Source organism: Vibrio sp. 704 (genome assembly GCF_033339295.1).
In genome coordinates this window covers 387,144-406,471 of sequence record NZ_JAWOUH010000001.1, presented here as the reverse complement: position 1 = coordinate 406,471, position 19,328 = coordinate 387,144, and the positions used below count along the sequence as shown (strand labels likewise).

Genomic DNA, 19,328 nt, shown 5'->3' with positions numbered 1-19,328 from the left:
TTATCGCTATTTTAATTTCCAACTATCACTATAACGTTGTAACAAGATAACCCCTTTGCTTCGTTCTTGCTTTCTATTTCGATTCAAATATCTCCTGTTTAAAATCAAGCTTTCCCGAAAAAAATGGGCGGCTTATCAGAGCCGCCCATTCTTATGTTGTATACAGGTTTATCCGTTATCAATAACACCGTTGTTCAGCAATGACTCTACAATCTCGTTGGAGCTGAGACCGTCGAAGTCGATTGAAGTACCTAAGTTTTCCACGACAATAGTCTGTTGAACATTTGCATCCGTCGTAATGTTCAGAGAAACACTTTCCGTCGATGCATCGTAGTCTGCCGAAATGTGACCAAGCAGATCATCCATGTCGATCATTGAGTTATTGAGATCAGAGATAACTTCACGTAAATCGATACTGTCTTCGTTAACAGTGAAGTCAGTAATGGTATCCACTGCCCCTTCATCAACGGAATCTACCGTCCACTTGAAGATATCGCTGCCGTCTCCACCCGTTAAGATATCTGAGCCTAAGCCACCGATAAGCACGTCATCACCATCACCACCCAGAATAACGTCGTCACCGTCTCCACCAATCAAATTGGTACCTGTGTCTCCGCCGACTAAATAGCTGTCGTCCACTGCGGTTGACTGGTCAATATCGTCGCTATCACTACTCACATCCAAACTAATTTGGACAGGTGAAGACTGCGCTTCATCGCCATTAGATTCCGTTGATATCGCCGTCAGCGAAATATCGTAAGAACCGACATCAATACCACTGTTAGTATCTGTTGCGACAATTTCTAGCGTATCAATTTCATCGCTTGGTACTGTCCAAGTGGTACCATCGAAGCTAATGCCTGATGGAGAAACGCCACTTGTTACCTCAGCACTAGCTGGTACGCCCGTTAGCTCCAAAGACAGCACCTCGTCAACATCAGTAAGCGCCGCCATGATTCCGACAATCGCTAAACCTTGACTGCTCGCGGTTTGGCTAGCCGCAATTTGACGAATGTAATTAAACTGAGGATTGATACTCAATGTAGGTGCATCAGCTACAGGTGTCACATTGATAGTGAAGTCTTGATTCGCCTCCAATGCGGTACCCGATGCATTTGCGAAGTACACGCCGTTGTCTTCGACTTTCACCGATAAAGTGATTGAAGCTGCGTTGACATCTCCTGCATCCACAAATACACCCTCAGAAGCGTCTGTTGCTCCAAGAACGGAGTTAATATTATCTGGTGTGCCCATTAGGGTTATTTCACCAGCCATCCCCGCCCCAACAGTCACACCACTACCTGCTGGCGGCTCGACACGAAGGTCGCCCTCGGTAACTGTAAGAGTCACGGTCATGCTTTCATTTGCTTGTGCGCCCGCAAAGTCGACGTCACTCACACTAATACCCGTTACTTTCTGGCCATCAGCTTCATTGATCGTATCCGTTACCGACGCTGCAGTGATTTCAGGTGCGTCATTGGTAGCTTCAACATTCAACACTGCTGTGCCCGCGATTGTAATTGGGTCTGGAGCGCCGTTAGTGGTTCCGTCATCTGTGATTTCATAAGTGAAATTAACGTCACCAAAGAAATCTGCTGCGGGTTCAAACGTCCACTCTGTCGCACTCACTTGAGTCAACGTGCCGGAAGTTGGGTCCACTAACGCAACATTATCGACGGTCAAGTTGTCTGACTCAGGATCACTTGCGTTGCTCAGCAACTCAGTAGCCGTAATAGTTACCGAACCACCATCTTCTTCCGTACTACTCAACGTTACCTCTGATGTTACCGGTGCATCGTTCACCTCAGTGACTTCGAAGGTCGCCGTTCCTGACACCGTTTGAGGATCAGAAACACCGTTCGTTGTACCGTTGTCGGTAATGTCGTAGGTCAGATCGACCTTGCCGTTGTAGCCAGGCGCAGGAGTAAATGACCATGTACCTGTTACGTTTTCGAAATCCAATGTGCCGCTGCTTGGGTCAACCAACTGGACATTACTCACCATCAAGGTGTCGTTTTCAATGTCAGAAGCATTCGCTAACAAATCAGCTTGGGTAATTTCAACCGCCGTACTGTCTTCTGCGATATCAGAAAGTACCACTTCAGACGTCGTTGGAGCATCATTGACTTCCGTTACGTTGAACGATGCGCTGCCGTTAACCGATTTAGGATCGGATGCACCACTTGTCGTGCCATCATCTGTAATGGTGTACGTGATTTCAACTGGACCGTTGTAATCTGGTGCTGGGGTAAATTCCCACTCTCCCGTACCACTGTTGAAAGTAATGCTACCCGAATTCGGATCCGTTAACTGAACATTGCTGACCGTGAGGTTATCGTTCTCTACGTCTGTCGCATTCGCAATAAGATCCGCTTCAGAGATGGAGAACACACCACTATCTTCTTCAATATCCGGTAGCGTCACTGGCGTAGTTTCTGGGGTATCATTCACCGCTGTCACTTCAATATTGAAGCTGCTGCTGTTGGTATTTAGGGTGTCATCTACCCCACCAATTACGATACCTTCATTACCTTGGTCATCGACTGTCACGTCCACCTGAACGTCACCAAAGAAGTTCAGGTCTGGATTAAACTCAATCAGACCGTCTGCAATGGCATTGTTTAGATCGGCCACTGTACCTTTCAGTTCAACGGAGTCCGTACCATCACCGCTCACGGTTAGGTTGTAAGTAGCGATGAGCGTTGGATTAAGCTCCAAGATACCGCTGTCGACGTTCACATTGAGTACATATTCAGCATTCGGATCATCGAGTACGGCATCAATATCGGTAATGCTGAAACCATCAAGCAGCATTGGCGTATCTTCTGGTGTTTCCACATCCACGGTATTGACGAACTCTGGACGATCGTTCACTGCTTCAACATCAACAGTGACATCAAACTCCTCTGCGGAGCCCAAGCTTTGACTGCCATCGAGCCCAGTATCAACGGCTTGCACTTTGAAATGCAGCGAACCATCCCATGAGTTATCGTTGCGATCCCCAGAATTAAACACCACTTGATCCAAGTCTTGAACATTGATTTCTAAGACAAAAATGCCGCCGCCTTGGTCAGTAAACACTGTCCCATCAGGTAATGAAACACTCGCCCCATCAGGGACATTGGAGACCTCAACTCTCAGCGTCTCTGGATCATTTTCCTGGTAGTTTGCACCATCTCCGATGGACTCTTTGTTATCAACCACTAACGCATTTACATTAATAACAATGTCTTCGCCCTCATTACCTGCAGCCGAAGTATCGGGATTCACATCAACATCATCACCAATAGGATTGACAATAAGCGTAAAGTTGTTGTTTCGTTCCGTTGGAACTTGTAGCAACTCCTCTTGAATGAAGACCGTAATACCTATCTCAGCCTCGCCACTAAAGTGTTTTGGCGGTTTAATTTGGATGTCACTCAGGTCAATGGACGTCTGAGTGAGATCTTTTAGTTGAATACTCCATTCGCCCCCACCGTTGTTCTTAACAACATAATCAGAGGAATTGGATTTAACGATAAAGTCATCAGGAAGTCCCGTTAACTTGAGTGAAACGAAACTCTCAGAACCGTCATTATCGTTCAGGCTGATCGAAACACCAGAGCCCGATTGATTCAGCGAAATTAAAGTATCTTCGTCACCAATCACCGTGATTGGCTGCGTCGGATCGGCACCTGTAATGGTAATGTCATCAACGACTGGCGTAACTTCAAATGTGACATCGTCAGTGAAGGTTCTTACATCTATATTATCGCCAGAGTTATTCAAGATAGACTGATCAAACACAGCTTCATCAGTAATTTCTCCCTCGATATTAATCTTGACGGTATTTTGGCCACCACCTACGGGGTAATTTTCTTTTGGCTTAAACAGAACATTGTCAAGCGCACCAGCTAAAATCTCAGCTTCATTAAACTCAATACTGGTTCCTAAGCTGTTACCATTGGCATCAACAAACTCACCTAATGTTGTGTCATCAAGCTCTAACTTGATGTTCGTTAGTGTTTCTCGACCACCTTGAGTGTTGTTAAATTGATCGGCAAAATCAACACTCAAGTTAAATTGGATTAAGCCATCTTCGTAACCAACACCATCCGCCGTGGGAACGTCGTTATTTAGATCAGTCACAGGTTGTTTGTTTGCATCCAAGCCGAAAGTACCGACGATATCTACTCTTACATTTGGTGTGACATCGCTATCCAACGGCTGATCCCCGGCTGAACTCGGAACGTCTGCAACCGGTAAAACCTGAACTGGAAACTGGACATTATTTTCTTTTTCATCACCGGACTCAGTGTCTTTAGTGACAAACCGAATTGGCAATTCGAAATCACCTGCGTAATCTTCTGCCAAGTGCATCGTCAAACCATCAAGGCCAGTAATATTTCCACTCGCATCGATATGGGCTTGGAACACGTATTTACCATTGACAAAATCAACATCCGTCCCCGTTATCACCAAACCAGGAGGAATGCCAGGAGCTGTCGGGTCGACGATAATAGTTAAGACATCTTCCACACCATCTGCATTAATCGCATCGACTTTCGACGTCAACTGAGCACCAAGGTTAATAGAATTGTCTTCCAACGCTTGAATTTGGACATCATCAGCCACCTGAATCTCTGCCGCTACACTCATTTTCGGTGTGAGGACGGTTGGAAACTCTAGTGTCACATCCGTTTGACGCACGACAGTCGCATCTTTTTCGTTGCCCAAATCTTCGCCCAAATCATTCACTTCTGCGTAAATGGTTAAGCCAATTTGAGAGAGACCACCGTTATCGCCATCGTCGCTGTCATCGCTTGGTGTTAAATCAAGGCCAGACGGCGCTTTAATTGAGAAGTTGTCTTCATCGGTTACTGTCCAGCGACCTCCACCTTCATTTAGTGCACCGACGATAACCAATTGGTTGAGGATCTCAGGGTCCACATTGTGAAATTGAACAACAAGTTGAGTCACCACTTCATCTGAAGACGCATCAAACTCTTGGTATTTAATGATATGAGCACCAGATTCGCCCCCCATAGAAGTGTTGATCGTAAAGTCAATGTTACCTTGATCGTCTGACTTCACGATATCGGTAGCACCACCACCACTTTCAGTGACAAGCAGACGGGTTTGGTCATCTATTGCCCCCGTTTTATCCTCTGGCTCAACGATTGGATTAACTTGGACATTCACCGTACCATTGATGGTTTTCTCAGCGATACCTTCACCGGGATTCGAAGCGTCAACATATTCATGGTCAATCTCTTTCACAGTGACGGTCGTGGTCAAGTCAAAGTCAGTACTTGAATCCTGCTCCAACTGGACTTGAACATAGCCACTTTGAGAGATTTTAGCGGAAAAATCTTGCTCTGATTCACCGGCTTGCGGTGAAAGCGTTAGTGTTCCAGAAACAAGCGTTTGTGCCACACCATCTACATAGACCGTGCTGCCTGGAGGAAATCCAGAGATGGTTACATCACTAAAGAATTCATCGGTATCAGGGCTTTGTACGAGCGTCGGTTTCCAATCGATGTCAAAGCGCGTATCTTCATCTCCCTCAGATCGAACAACGTAGTTATCTTGAGCGTCAATAACGGGTTCGACCTTGATCCTTACCTCTCTTTCAATCACACGACTATGACCATCATTTTCGGTAACAATGATCGTCCCTGTAATCGCAATGTTTTCGGTTGAAGAGGCTTCTGGAATAATTTGAATACCGGAATTAAAATTCAGCCCAGTGATGTTTGCTTCGTAAATCGGTTGACCGTTACCATCATAGCCAACAAAGGTGAGGTCAACGCTTGAACCGTCTGAATCTACGACACGAACACCATCGGGGATGTTGGACAGGATAACAGTAATGGCTTCTGAATCATCCAGAGGTCTATCGGCAACTTCACCTGATACAACCGAGAAGTTGAGGTTTACAACACCATTCTCTTCAATAGTCGTCTCTATCCCGGCCACATCTCCGTCTACGAATCGGTTCCAAACGTTCCCCGCGTCAATTAATACCGTGTCTGGTATGTCAGCAACACCTTTTACACCAACGATGACAGTCTTACTGCCCAGTGACAACACATCTTCTGTCGTACCGGTAGACAATGATGCTGTGTCTTTCACAATGCCTTCGACATTGAAAGTAAAGTCATCATTGCTGTGCAACGGAGGAAGAACTTCGACGTTCGCTAATTCAGACTCTGGCACTTCGTAATAGAGTACATTGCCGCCTGAGTCGGTCACTTCTACTATCTGACTTGGGTTTGCTGAGTCCAGCCACACCAAAGTAACCCCATCAATTGAGAAGTTAGAAATGCGCACAAATAACGCTTCAGAACCATCTAAGTCCGCTGATGGTTTCATGGTGATCACTTCACTTAATTGGAGTGGGTCGTGATCAGTGACAGGGTCTACCGTATTTTGAGTTCGAGCATTATCCTCAAACACATTAATTCGGTTTACAGTAAAACTACCTTTATCCGCAACTGGGTTTACATCAATAATGATGGTTTCGGTTTCTGAGCGAGCGGTATCTTTCCCAAGCAGTGGATTGTTGTTTTCCGTCGTAATAGCGGTGACATCAATTCTGATTTCGCCCGAGAAGTTATCTATCGGATCAACTTGAACTTCATCAATTCGGCTTGCATCCACCAGATAAACACCACCGGATTTTGGTATCGCACTACCATCTGAATAGACTAACTCTGCGTTACCTTCTCCTTGTGTAAAGACAAGCTCGTACACAATGCCTTCAGGGTTACTAGTGTCTTGGGTTTCAGCCGTGATGTTAAGTGCGACATTGTTTCCATCTTCATCAACCGAGTAGTTAAATTCGCTGCTTGCCGTCCACGTTGCAATATCTGCGACGGCAGCAACTTCAATGTCTAAACGACCATTAATCGTATGATCTGGCGTACCATTGTTAAGAATTTCCACGCGGATACGAGGATCGATACCAGAAGCATCGGTTGATGTATGACGATCTGGTACGAAGTACAAGTTATCTAACGAGACAAGCTCACCATTGAATGACTGCTCAACATTTGATGCGTCGAGAACAACCGTATTGCCCACAGATGTTAACTCAATGTAGTTGCCACTGCCGTCTCTGTAGTAGAACGTACCGTTGTGAGTATCAGCATCTCGAATAGTGATGTCACCTAAGCTCTCGTTACGGTCGATATCATGTAAATTGATAACCAAGTCGACTTTCGCAGGGCTAACATCCAGCGTCGACAAGTTGTCCTGAGTATTTGCAGAGTCAACGCCCACAACGACACCATCACGCCCTTGGTCTTCGAACGCAGTAACGGTAGACGTGTCAATTTGCGCATTGCGGTCTCTTATCGAGATATCCACATCGGCATCTGCGATATCGCCATCACCATCGGTTGCAACAACGTTGATGGTGAAATCAATCGAGTCGGTTTCGGTATGGTCAAGATCGTCATTCGGACGGAATGACACACTGCCATCGGTTCGAACAACCAAACGACCGATTTCAGTATCCACTCCGTCAAGAACCTTGTGAACAAATACGACTTGGTCGCTGCCGTTCAAATCGACAGAATCAGAATCAACACCGTTTTGCTTAAAGTAAATGCCTGAATCATCAGCCGAGAATGAAGTCACTTGTGCGCCGTCAGCACCAAGGTCATCATCCCCCTCTACAGGGTCTCGGAATAAACGAACCGTGCGGCTGCCTTGTCCCTCAACACGCGAAATAGATGCATCGTGCAAGGTTGGAACATCATCGGTAATCGTCACTGGTAAGTTAATACCTGCCGTATCGCCATCGACATCGGTCGCAAAGACTGGGAGATCAAGTATGAGTGTATCTTCGCCTTGAGTTGAGTGATCTAGCGCACCCTCAAGCGTAAACTTGTAAGAGCCGTCAGCGTTCAAAACTAGCGTGAACACTGAGTTACCATCAGGTGTTTGACCTTGATAAGTAAAGTTGTTGTTGCTTACCGCGGTTTGAACTAACGTCACCGCAAGACCACCTGAAGTGACTCCTGGTATCGGGTTAGAAGTAAGATCCAGCTGATAAGAGACAATGGTATCTGCCCCTTCCACCGTATCGAAATTGCCCGTCGCTTCTAGGCTGTCTTTGTTGGTTGCCTGGGAGCCGTTGGCAAGGTCATCCTCATCTACAGCCAAAGCATCTGCTGATTTAATTTCGGGAATGTCATCAACTACGGTAATTGGAAGATTCAGTGATGATGACGTGTCACCATCAAAGTCTGTTACTGTAATTGGAATATCAATGACAAGGTTGTTTTCACCTTGAACAGCGTCATGGTCGATTGGTCCCAACAGCTCAAATTGGTAGCTGTCATTATTCGCATCAAGAGACAGCGTGAAGATCTTAGTTGATGTGCCAGTAATAACCGCTTCGTAACTGGTTACTCCACCATTGGTGCCTACTAGATTCAACTCGATGCTGCTGCCATTCGACGTTAAACCAGACACGGCTGCATCGAGGTCTGAAACTTGGTAGCTGACAATCTTGTCTGCACCAGCAACGACCTCAAATCCACCGTTCAATACCGTAGAATCATTACTTGTCGTGTCAGAGCCACCGGAAAGATCATCTTCATCAACGGTTTGTTGGCTAGAGTCTGTCACTTTCACAATAGCTGGAACATCGTCCACCACGGTGATCGGCAAGGTGATATTATTTGAAACATCGCCATCAAAATCAGTCGCGTTGACTGGGAAGTTAATGACCAACGAGTTTTCATCGTTACCCGCAGGATGATCAAGTGCACCCAACAGTTCAAATTCATAACTGTCTGCTGAACCATTTAGCGTCAGTTTAAAGACGGTGTCCGTCGTACCTTGTACATAAGCTCGGTACTCAATCACACCGTTTGAATTTGAAAACTCAACCAACTCAAGCGGTTGACCACCTGAGGTAAGTCCAGATACAGGTGACGTCAAGCTATCCAACTGGAAGCTAACGATAGAGTCGGCACCATCCGTAACGTCAAAGTTGCCACCAATGATATTGGATTCTGGCGTGTCGTCCGAACCTTGGCTTGGAATATCATCCTCATCCACAGACAAGCTACTACCAGAACTAATAGCATCAATGGTTGGCTTGTCATCTACGATCGTCACTGGCAAGGTCGCAGTGATGGTATCGTTGTCGCCATCCGTGATTTTCACAGGTAGATTCAACAAAATCTCATCAGAGTTAACCGCGTGATCTAACTGACCAGATAGCTCAAAGTCGTATTTACCATCTTGATGAAGTGTCAACGTGAAGACCGTCACTCCACCCGGAGATTGCCCCACGTAAACAAGCGCGTCAGCAGTTGAAGCGCCAACGTCTTGAGAAAGCGTAACCTCTTCTCCACCCGATTTCAGATTCGGGATAGGATTTGAGCTGAGATCCAATTCGAAAGCATCAATACCATCTGCGCTAGTGACTTCGAACTCACCTGATACCGTTAATGGCTCTTTCGTTCCATCAGAACCAAGAGGTAAGTCATCTTCGTCGACACGTAGACTTTCAATATTGGTAACAACTGGAACATCGTCCACAACGGTAATTGGCAATGTGAAGGCTGGTGAAGTATCACCATCATTATCTGTCGCCGTCACAGGGAGGTTAATAACAATCTCGTTTTGCTGATTACCATCTGGATGATCAAGCGGCTTCTGTAAATCGAACTCGTAGGTGTTGTTCGTTGCATCCAACGTCAGTTCGAACACCACTTCAGCAGGATTGCCAGCGACACCTTGGTATACGTTCACGCCGTTTGCGCTAGAAGACAGAACTAAGGTGATAGCGTCACCATCTGAAGTCAGCGACGCAACAGGCGTGGTCAGGTCACTTAGCTGAATAGAATCAACTTGGTCAGCACCTTCGGTGATATCAAAAGTACCTGAAATAACAGTATCTTCTGCACTTGCAGCATCCGTACCTGCTGGTAGGTCATCTTCATCAACGGTTTGTTCGCTGCCTGCTAGCAAACCATCAATGGTCGGAACATCATCCACAACCGTAATTGGTAAGGTGATGTTGTTCGACACGTCTCCATCAAAGTCAGTCGCGTTTATCGGTAAATTTATGATCAGTTCATTCTGGCCATCAGCATTTGGATGATCGAGAGGAGCGAGCAAATCGAACGTGTAGCTGTCATCAGAGGCATCGAGGGTTACACGGAATACTGGTGTCGTCGTGCCATCAATACGAGCTTCGTAAACTGAAACGCCACCTGCGTTTGATACTTCAACCATAACCAGAGATTGACCACCAGAGGTCAGGCCTTGTACTGGCGTCGTTAGGTCAGAAACGCTGTACTCGACAATGCCATCAGAACCATCAGTCGCGATGAAGTTACCGGCAATGCTGTTCGACTGTGTACCATCAGATCCGACTGTTGGGATATCATCCTCATCAACCGTTTGCACACTTGTTGCTTCGATTCCACCAAGTGTCGGCTTGTCATCAACGATCTTGACAGGAATTGTCTCAGCAGAGGTATCGCCATCAAAGTCTGTCGCGATAATTGGGAAGTTGAGTGTTAACTCATCACTATCTACTGCATGGTCAATTGGCCCTTCAAGCGTGAAGTTATAAGAGCCATCAGTGTTCACTGTCAGTGTAAAGACCGACTCGGTGCCTGCTGTTGCTTGATAGGTAAAGCTGCCGTCGCCATTTGCGGTTTCAGCCAATGTGACTGCCACGCCTTGTGATGTGAGTCCAGCCACTGGTGTTGCTGAAGCATCAAGCTGATAGCTCACTACTCGGTCAGAGCCTTGTGTGGTGGTGAAGTTGCCATCGATTGAAATCGGGCCAGTCTGATCCGAACCAATCGTGCCTAAGTCATCTTCGTCAACGGTAATTGCATCGACATCGGTAATGGTTGGCTTATCATCCACGATGGTGACTGGGATCGTTTCTGTGGTGGTATCACCATCAAAGTCCGTCGCGATGATTGGGAAGTTCAGTTTCAGCTCATCACTACCCGTCGCATGGTCGATTGGACCTTGCAGCGTGAAGTTGTATGAACCATCCGTATTAACGGTCAGCGTAAATACGGCTTCAGTTCCTGCTGTCGCTTCATAAGTGTAGCTACCGTCGCCGTTTGCAGTTTCCGTCAGCGTGACGGCCACACCTTGTGATGTCAGACCATCAACTGGTGTTGCAGCAGTATCTAATTGGTAGCTCACTACCCCATCAGAGCCTTGCGTTGTAGTGAAGTTGCCATCGATTGAAATTGGATCTGAGCCATCAGAGCCAATCGTCGCTAGGTCATCTTCATCCACACGGATTGCGTCTACATCAGTGATGGTTGGTTTATCATCAACGATGGTGACAGGTAGTGTTTCCGTCGACGTGTCGCCATCAAAATCTGTTGCGATAATCGGGAAGTCGATTTGTAGACTGTCACTATTCACCGCATGGTCTAGTGGACCTTGCAGAGTAAAGGTGTAGCTGCCATCTGGCTTCACAACCAATTCAAATACGGCATTGCCATCTGCTGTGGCAGTGTAAGTAAAGCTGCCATCACCATTTGTTGTCTCAGTAAGCACGACAGGCTCACCATGAGAAGTCAACCCTGCTACTGGATCTGCTGTTGCATCAAGCTGGTATTTAACAACACTGTCCGAGCCTTCAGTTGTGGTGAAAGAGCCCGACATAAACGCATCATCGTTTTGGTCTGAGCCAATTGAGGCAAGGTCATCTTCGTCTACTGTTAGTGGGACAACGTTATCGATGGTTGGAACGTCATCAGTAATCGTGACTGGAATAGTCGCGGTTGTCGTATCGCCATCAAAGTCTGTTGCAATGATTGGGAAGTTCAGAATCAATTCATCGCTGTTTAACGCGTGATCCACCGGCCCTTCAAGACGGAAATTGTATGTGCCATCAGCATTAACATTCATGGTGAAGACCGGATTGCCATCCGCGGTAGCCACGTAAGTGAAGCTGCCATCAGCATTCGCATTCTCTACCAAAGTAACAGGCTCACCGTGAGAAGTTAAACCTGCGACAGGATCAGCCGTTGAATCAAGTTGGTAGCTCACTACACGGTCTGAACCTTGGGTAGTGGTGAACGCGCCTTCAACAAACACAGCGTCACTTTGGTCTGAGCCAATACCTGATAAATCATCTTCGTCTACAGCCAGAGGCACAACATTATCGATGATTGGCGCATCATCCGTAATGGTGACTGGAATGGTTGCCGTGGTCGTATCACCATCAAAATCGGTGGCAATAATTGGGAAATCAATCGTCAGGCTGTCGCTGTTAGCGGCATGGTCAATCGGGCCTTGCAGCGTAAAGTCGTACGTACCATCTGTTGCGACATTCAACGTGAAGACAGGATTACCGTCAGCGGTCGCCACATAGGTAAAGCTGCCGTCGCCATTCGCGGTTTCCACCAAGGTAATCGCCTCACCTTGAGATGTCAGACCCGCAACAGGATCAGCGGTTGAATCCAGTTGATAGCTCACCACTCGGTCAGAGCCTTGTGTGGTAGTAAACGCGCCTTCAACGAACACAGCGTCAGTTTGGTCTGAGCCCACGCCGCTAAGGTCATCTTCATCGACACTCAACGCATCCACCGCTGTGATGGTCGGTACATCATCAACAATCGTGACTGGAATGGTTTCAGTAACGGTGTCGCCATCGAAGTCGGTTGCGATAATTGGGAAGTTGAGTGTCAGCTCATCACTATCAACCGCGTGATCAATTGGCCCTTCTAGCGTGAAGTTATAAGAGCCATCAGTATTCACTGTCAGCGTAAAGACCGCTTCAGAGCCCGCTGTTGCTTCGTAGGTAAAACTGCCATCACCATTTGCAGTTTCTGTTAGCGTGACAGCCACACCTTGCGAGGTTAAACCGTCAACTGGTGTTGATGTGCCATCGAGTTGGTAGCTCACCACTCGGTCTGAACCTTGCGTGGTGGTGAAGTTACCATCAATAGAAATCGGGTTGCTTTGGTCTGAGCCAATTGACGCTAGATCATCTTCATCAACCGTAATGGAATCCACGTCAGTAATAACTGGCCTATCGTCTACGATCGTCACTGGGATAGTGGCATTTGTGGTGTCGCCATCAAAGTCGGTCGCGATGATTGGGAAGTTCAGTATCAACTCATCACTATCTACTGCGTGGTCGATTGGACCTTCAAGCGTGAAGTTATAGCTACCATCAGTATTCACTGTCAGCGTAAAGACCGCTTCAGTACCCGCTGTCGCCTCGTAAGTAAAGCTGCCATCACCGTTTGCGGTTTCAGTCAGCGTGACGGCCACGCCTTGTGATGTAAGGCCGTCAACTGGTGTTGCAGAAGCATCAAGCTGATAGCTCACCACTCGGTCCGAGCCTTGTGTGGTGGTGAAGTTGCCATCGATTGAAATCGGGTCAGTTTGATCTGAGCCAATCGTGCCTAAATCATCTTCATCAACGGTAATCGCATCGACATCGGTAATGGTCGGCTTATCATCCACGATGGTGACTGGGATCGTTTCTGTGGTGGTATCACCATCAAAATCCGTCGCGATGATTGGGAAGTTCAGTGTCAGCTCATCACTGTCTGTCGCATGGTCAATTGGCCCCTGAAGCGTGAAGTTGTATGAACCATCCGTATTCACGGTCAGCGTAAATACGGCTTCAGTTCCTGCTGTCGCTTCATAAGTGTAGCTACCGTCGCCGTTTGCAGTTTCCGTCAGCGTCACTGCCACACCTTGCGATGTTAGGCCATCAACTGGCGTTGCAGCAGTATCTAATTGGTAGCTTACTACCCCATCAGAACCTTGCGTTGTAGTGAAGTTGCCATCGATTGAAATTGGATCTGAGCCGTCAGAGCCAATCGTCGCTAGGTCATCTTCATCCACACGGATTGCGTCTACGTCAGTGATGGTTGGTTTATCATCAACGATAGTGACAGGTAACGTCTCCGATGAGGTGTCGCCATCAAAGTCTGTTGCGATAATCGGGAAGTCGATTTGCAGACTGTCGCTATTCACCGCATGGTCTAGTGGACCTTGCAGTGTAAAGTTGTAGCTGCCATCTGGCTTCACAATCAATTCAAATACGGCATTGCCATCTGCCGTGGCTGTGTAAGTAAAACTACCGTCGCCGTTAGCAGTTTCAGCAAGCACGACAGGCTCACCATGAGAGGTCAACCCAGATACTGGATCTGCTGTTGCATCAAGCTGGTATTTAACAACGCTGTCTGAGCCTTCAGTTGTGGTGAAAGAACCCGACATAAACGCATCATCGTTTTGGTCTGAGCCAATTGAGGCGAGATCATCTTCGTCCACCGTGAGTGGAACAACGTTGTCGATAGTTGGAACGTCATCAGTAATCGTGACGGGAATGGTCGCGGTCGTCGTATCGCCGTCAAAGTCTGTTGCAATGATTGGGAAGTTCAGTACTAATTCATCGCTGTTTAACGCGTGATCGACCGGCCCTTCCAGACGGAAATTGTATGTGCCATCAGCATTCACGTTCATGGTGAAAACCGGATTGCCATCCGCGGTAGCCACGTAAGTAAAGCTGCCATCAGCATTCGCAGTCTCTACCAGAGTAACTGGCTCACCTTGGGAGGTTAGCCCCGAAACAGGATCAGCCGTTGAATCAAGTTGGTAGCTCACCACACGGTCTGAACCTTGGGTAGTGGTGAACGCGCCTTCAACAAACACAGCGTCAGTTTGGTCTGAGCCAATACCTGATAAATCATCTTCGTCTACAGCCAGAGGCAAAACATTATCGATGATTGGTGCATCATCCGTAATCGTGACTGGAATGGTTGCCGAAGTCGTATCACCATCAAAATCGGTGGCAATAATTGGGAAATCAATCGTCAGGCTGTCACTGTTAGCTGCATGGTCAATCGGGCCTTGCAGCGTAAAATCGTAAGTGCCATCTGTTGCTACGTTTAACGTGAATACCGGATTGCCGTCTGCGGTCGCCACATAAGTAAAGCTGCCATCACCGTTGGCGGTTTCCACCAAGATAATCGCCTCACCTTGAGAGGTCAGCCCCGCAACAGGATCAGCCGTTGAATCCAGTTGATAGCTCACCACTCGGTCAGAGCCTTGAGTGGTCGTAAACGCGCCTTCAACGAACAGATCGCCGCCTGGGTCTGAACCCACACCGCCAAGGTCATCTTCATCGACGCTCAACGCATCCACCGCTGTGATGGTCGGTACATCATCAACAATTGTGACTGGAATGGTTTCCGTAACGGTATCGCCATCAAAGTCGGTTGCGATAATTGGGAAGTTCAGTATCAGCTCATCACTATCAACCGCGTGATCAATTGGCCCCTCTAGTGTGAAGTTGTAAGAGCCATCAGTATTCACAGTCAAAGTAAATACAGGGTTGCCACCCGCAGTCGCTTCATAAGTGAAACTGCCGTCACCGTTTGCCGTTTCAGTCAGCGTTACCGCTACACCTTGCGATGTTAAACCGTCAACTGGTGTTGATGTGCCATCGAGTTGGTAGCTCACCACTCGGTCTGAACCTTGTGTGGTGGTGAAGTTACCATCAATAGAAATTGGATTGCTTTGGTCTGAACCGATTGACGCTAGATCATCTTCATCAACCGTAATGGTGTCGACGTCGGTAATAACAGGCTTATCGTCCACGATCGTCACAGGGATCGTGGCGTTTGTGGTATCGCCATCAAAGTCTGTTGCGATGATTGGGAAGTTCAGTGTCAGCTCGTCGCTATCAACAGCATGATCGATTGGACCTTCAAGCGTGAAGTTATAGCTACCATCAGTATTCACCGTCAGCGTAAAGACCGCTTCACTACCCGCTGTCGCCTCGTAAGTAAAGCTGCCATCAGCGTTTGCGGTTTCAGTCAGCGTAACTGCCACGCCTTGTGATGTAAGGCCGTCAACTGGTGTTGCAGAAGCATCAAGCTGATAACTTACCACTCGGTCAGAGCCTTGTGTGGTGGTGAAGCTACCATCAATAGAAATCGGGTCAGTCTGGTCCGAACCAATCGTGCCTAAATCATCTTCATCAACAGTAATCGCATCAACATCGGTAATAGTTGGCTTATCATCCACGATGGTAACAGGCAATACGATTTGGCTTGTGTCACCATCGAAGTCTGTAGCAATAACGCTAAAATCAAGGGTTAAGCTGTCGCTATTTGCCGCATGGTCAATTGGACCTTGCAGCTCAAAACTGTACGAGCCGTCGGTATTCAAAATTAATGTGAAAACTGCACTGCCATTTGCCGTTGCGCTGTAGGTGTAACTGCCATCTGCATTTTGCGTTTCGGCAATGGAAACGGTTTGACCTTGAGATTGCAGGCCATTTAAAGAATCAGCGTTTACATCCAACTGATACTGTACGACGCCATCAGAACCTTGAGTTGTCGTAAACTGACCTTCGACCAGCGTTGACTGTGATTGGTCAGAGCCTACCAAACTTAAGTCATCTTCATCGACGGTAAGAGCGACAACGTCATTAATGGTTGGCACATCATCGGCAATGGTTACCGGTAGAACAAGTGAACTGGTGTCACCGTCAAAGTCCGTTGCGACAATAGTGAAGTCTAGAGTTAAGCTATCGCTACCCACAGCATGATCGATTGGACCTTCAAGGGTAAATGAATAAGAACCGTCAGGGTTCACTTGTAAGGTGAAGATAGCGTCCCCTTCTGCCGTTGCAGAATAGGTAAAGCTGCCATCTGAATTGGTTGTTTCCGTCAGAGAGATAGATCGCCCCTGCGATTCCAACCCATTGAGTGGATCAGTGCCGCTCTCTAATTGATAACTTACAACACGGTCTGAGCCCTGAGTAGTCGTGAAGCTACCTTGCGCGAACACAGAGTCGCTTTGATCGGAGCCAATGCTTGATAAATCGTCTTCATCGACGGCTAGCGCATCAACGCCATCAATCGAAGGAACGTCATCTTGAACTTGAATGACAATTTGCGCAGCTTCTGGTGTGTTCGAACCTTCGGTAATAGAGGAGCGGTCACCATCCGCATCTACCGCGTAAACTGGCAGTGAGAAAGTGAGCGAGTCATCGTTAGCACCCGTATGGTCAAGTTGTTCATACAAGTTGAATTGGTATTCGCCCAATGCAGGTGCATCAATCGCCACATCAAATACGGTAATACGCACACCATCCAGCTCGATGAAGCCTTCGTAAGTACGTACGCCGTTACTCTCGGACGCTAGTTCTAGTTGAACAACCTGCCCTTGAGATTGGAGTTCTCCACCAACATTGAACTCTGTAGGTTCCAACTCATAGTGATCAATGATGTCACTTCCGACCGCTGTCGTGATCGACCCAGTACCACTTGTTACTGCCGCGCCTTCCTGTGAACCTTGGTCAACCCCCGCCTCATCTAAAGACAAGCCCGTCACGTTCTCAATCACTGGGTTATCGCCATCGAGGATGGTCATCGTAAAGGTGTTGCTTGCCGTATCTTGGTCATAGTCGACGATTGTGGTTGGTAAAGAGAGCTCAATCGTATCTTCACCGTTTGTTTGTTCTAACGGCTTAAATTGCTCAAATTGGTAGGTACCATCAGTATTCAGACTGATGGTTAAGACGGTTTCATTCGAGCCAGCAATGGACAAGGTGATAGTACTGCCGTCTTCAGAGAGTACCGCTTCTGTCGCCTGATTATCACTCAGTAGGCCATCGAACTGACTAAGTCCTTCTTGATTAAACGTGACCGTTGCCAATTGATCACTACCAATATCAACAAAGGTGCCAGTAATTGGTGTAGAAGAAGATTCAACGTTTTCAAAAGTAACGTTTTGCGGCGCAGGATCATCGCCATCAATAACGGTTGTCGTAAAATCGATAGGCGCTTGAATGCTGTTACCACCAATATCTGCACCTGTAATATCAAAAGCAATATTGATTTGATCACCGACGATCGATACTTGGCCATCAGCAACAGACGCAACATGGTCAACGCCCTGGCTAATCGTGGTAACGACTTCTAACTCTAAATCACGGCCTACAGATGTCGCTTCGATCTCGATACGAAGCACTTCGTTACCTTCTTGAGTACCGATAATGGCATTTTGCGCTTCGTCATAAACGAACGCCACTGGCTGACCACCAGAGGTAATATCACTGTTAAGCTCAGTCAACAAAGACTCTAAAGAAGACGTTTCGGGTACAAATGAAGCAGTATCAAGTGCGAGATCCCCTGCTTCAACCAGCACACTAGACGAAATGGTTTGCGGGTAGCTTGATAGAGAAATTGAGCCTTCTGTTACGCTAGATTGCAGTGACTGCCCACCATCAGCAAAAATCGTGACATTCAAACCGTCATCTTCGTCGCGATCATCTTCTCCGCTGCGAGTCGCAGACGTTTCAAAAAAAGTAGAAGCGAGTACTTCCGGGTTATTATATTCAACCGTCACGTAGCCAGCATTAGCCGAGCCTTCAGCACCTGCGCCAGCAGCTGTTGCTTCTAAGATAGCGGTAGGGTCAGCTCCGTCTAAAATAGCTTGCTGGATAGCGGCAATATCGTTGGCGTCGAAGTCAGCACTTCCAATAGCCGTTGGGTCAAAAGTCACCAAGCCATTAACTGGAGATTGTACCAATACTGGTTCTAACGGTTCAGAAGAAGGCACAGGAAGACAAGCAACACAATTTGCATCGACCAGATAAAGCTCATTATTTATCTGTACGTCGAGAGAAGCATTATTTTCTGTGATAATAATCTCGCCAGGTCTTAACTCATCCCCCGCTTTTATGACCTTAACGTTTCCATCCAGGCCCAAAACCAAAACTTCACCTTTGACAGCATTTACAATCGCGCTCTGCGGTACCGTGTGCGTACTCATCTGACCTCCGCTAATGGCTTACGTTTCCCATTAACCTTTTTAGATAATTTCTTATTAATTTAGTGCGGCATACTGCACACCTTTATACGATTAAACTAAGTATTGAATCATTAAACAATCGATAAATACCCTACTACCAAGCAACATAAGTAAAACTTACTCGTAGTCACAGAAATGTGACACATGTGCTGACGCGTAGATATCGAATAATTATATGAAATTGATACCTTATTCTGATTAAGTGTAGTTGTTTTAAGAAAAGAAGAGAGATGAAATCATTCAGCTAAACGCCAGACTGCCGGTTGCGATCAATAATGGAAGAAAAGCAATGAGAATGTTGTATACACCGGAGCGTGATGACATCTTAATCAATATCGGTGACGAAAAAAACGTAACGATCAAATATTGAACAACATAAATTGCAGGACAAAATGCAACGATAAAAAAGTGGCTTACGATATGAATCCCCGCACACCACGAGTTCGGTTTTGTTCTGATATACAGCAAAAAAAACACGAGCAAGCTAATAATAAAATACA

General features: G+C 46.9%; 1 protein-coding gene. It reads right to left on the bottom strand.

Features of this window, described 5'->3' with window-relative positions; translation table 11 throughout:
- Nucleotides 1–168 precede the first annotated feature (168 nt).
- Nucleotides 169–18,789 carry a retention module-containing protein gene (locus R7R24_RS01620; protein WP_206946528.1) on the bottom strand — a complete coding sequence of 6,207 codons (18,621 nt, stop codon included), beginning with the start codon at nt 18,787–18,789 and terminating at the stop codon, nt 169–171.
- Nucleotides 18,790–19,328: the final 539 nt, after the last annotated feature.

Coding starts and splice junctions, on each gene's coding strand:
- R7R24_RS01620 (WP_206946528.1), bottom strand. CDS start 18,789: ATGAGTACGCACACGGTACCGCAGAGCGCGATTGTAAATGCTGTCAAA.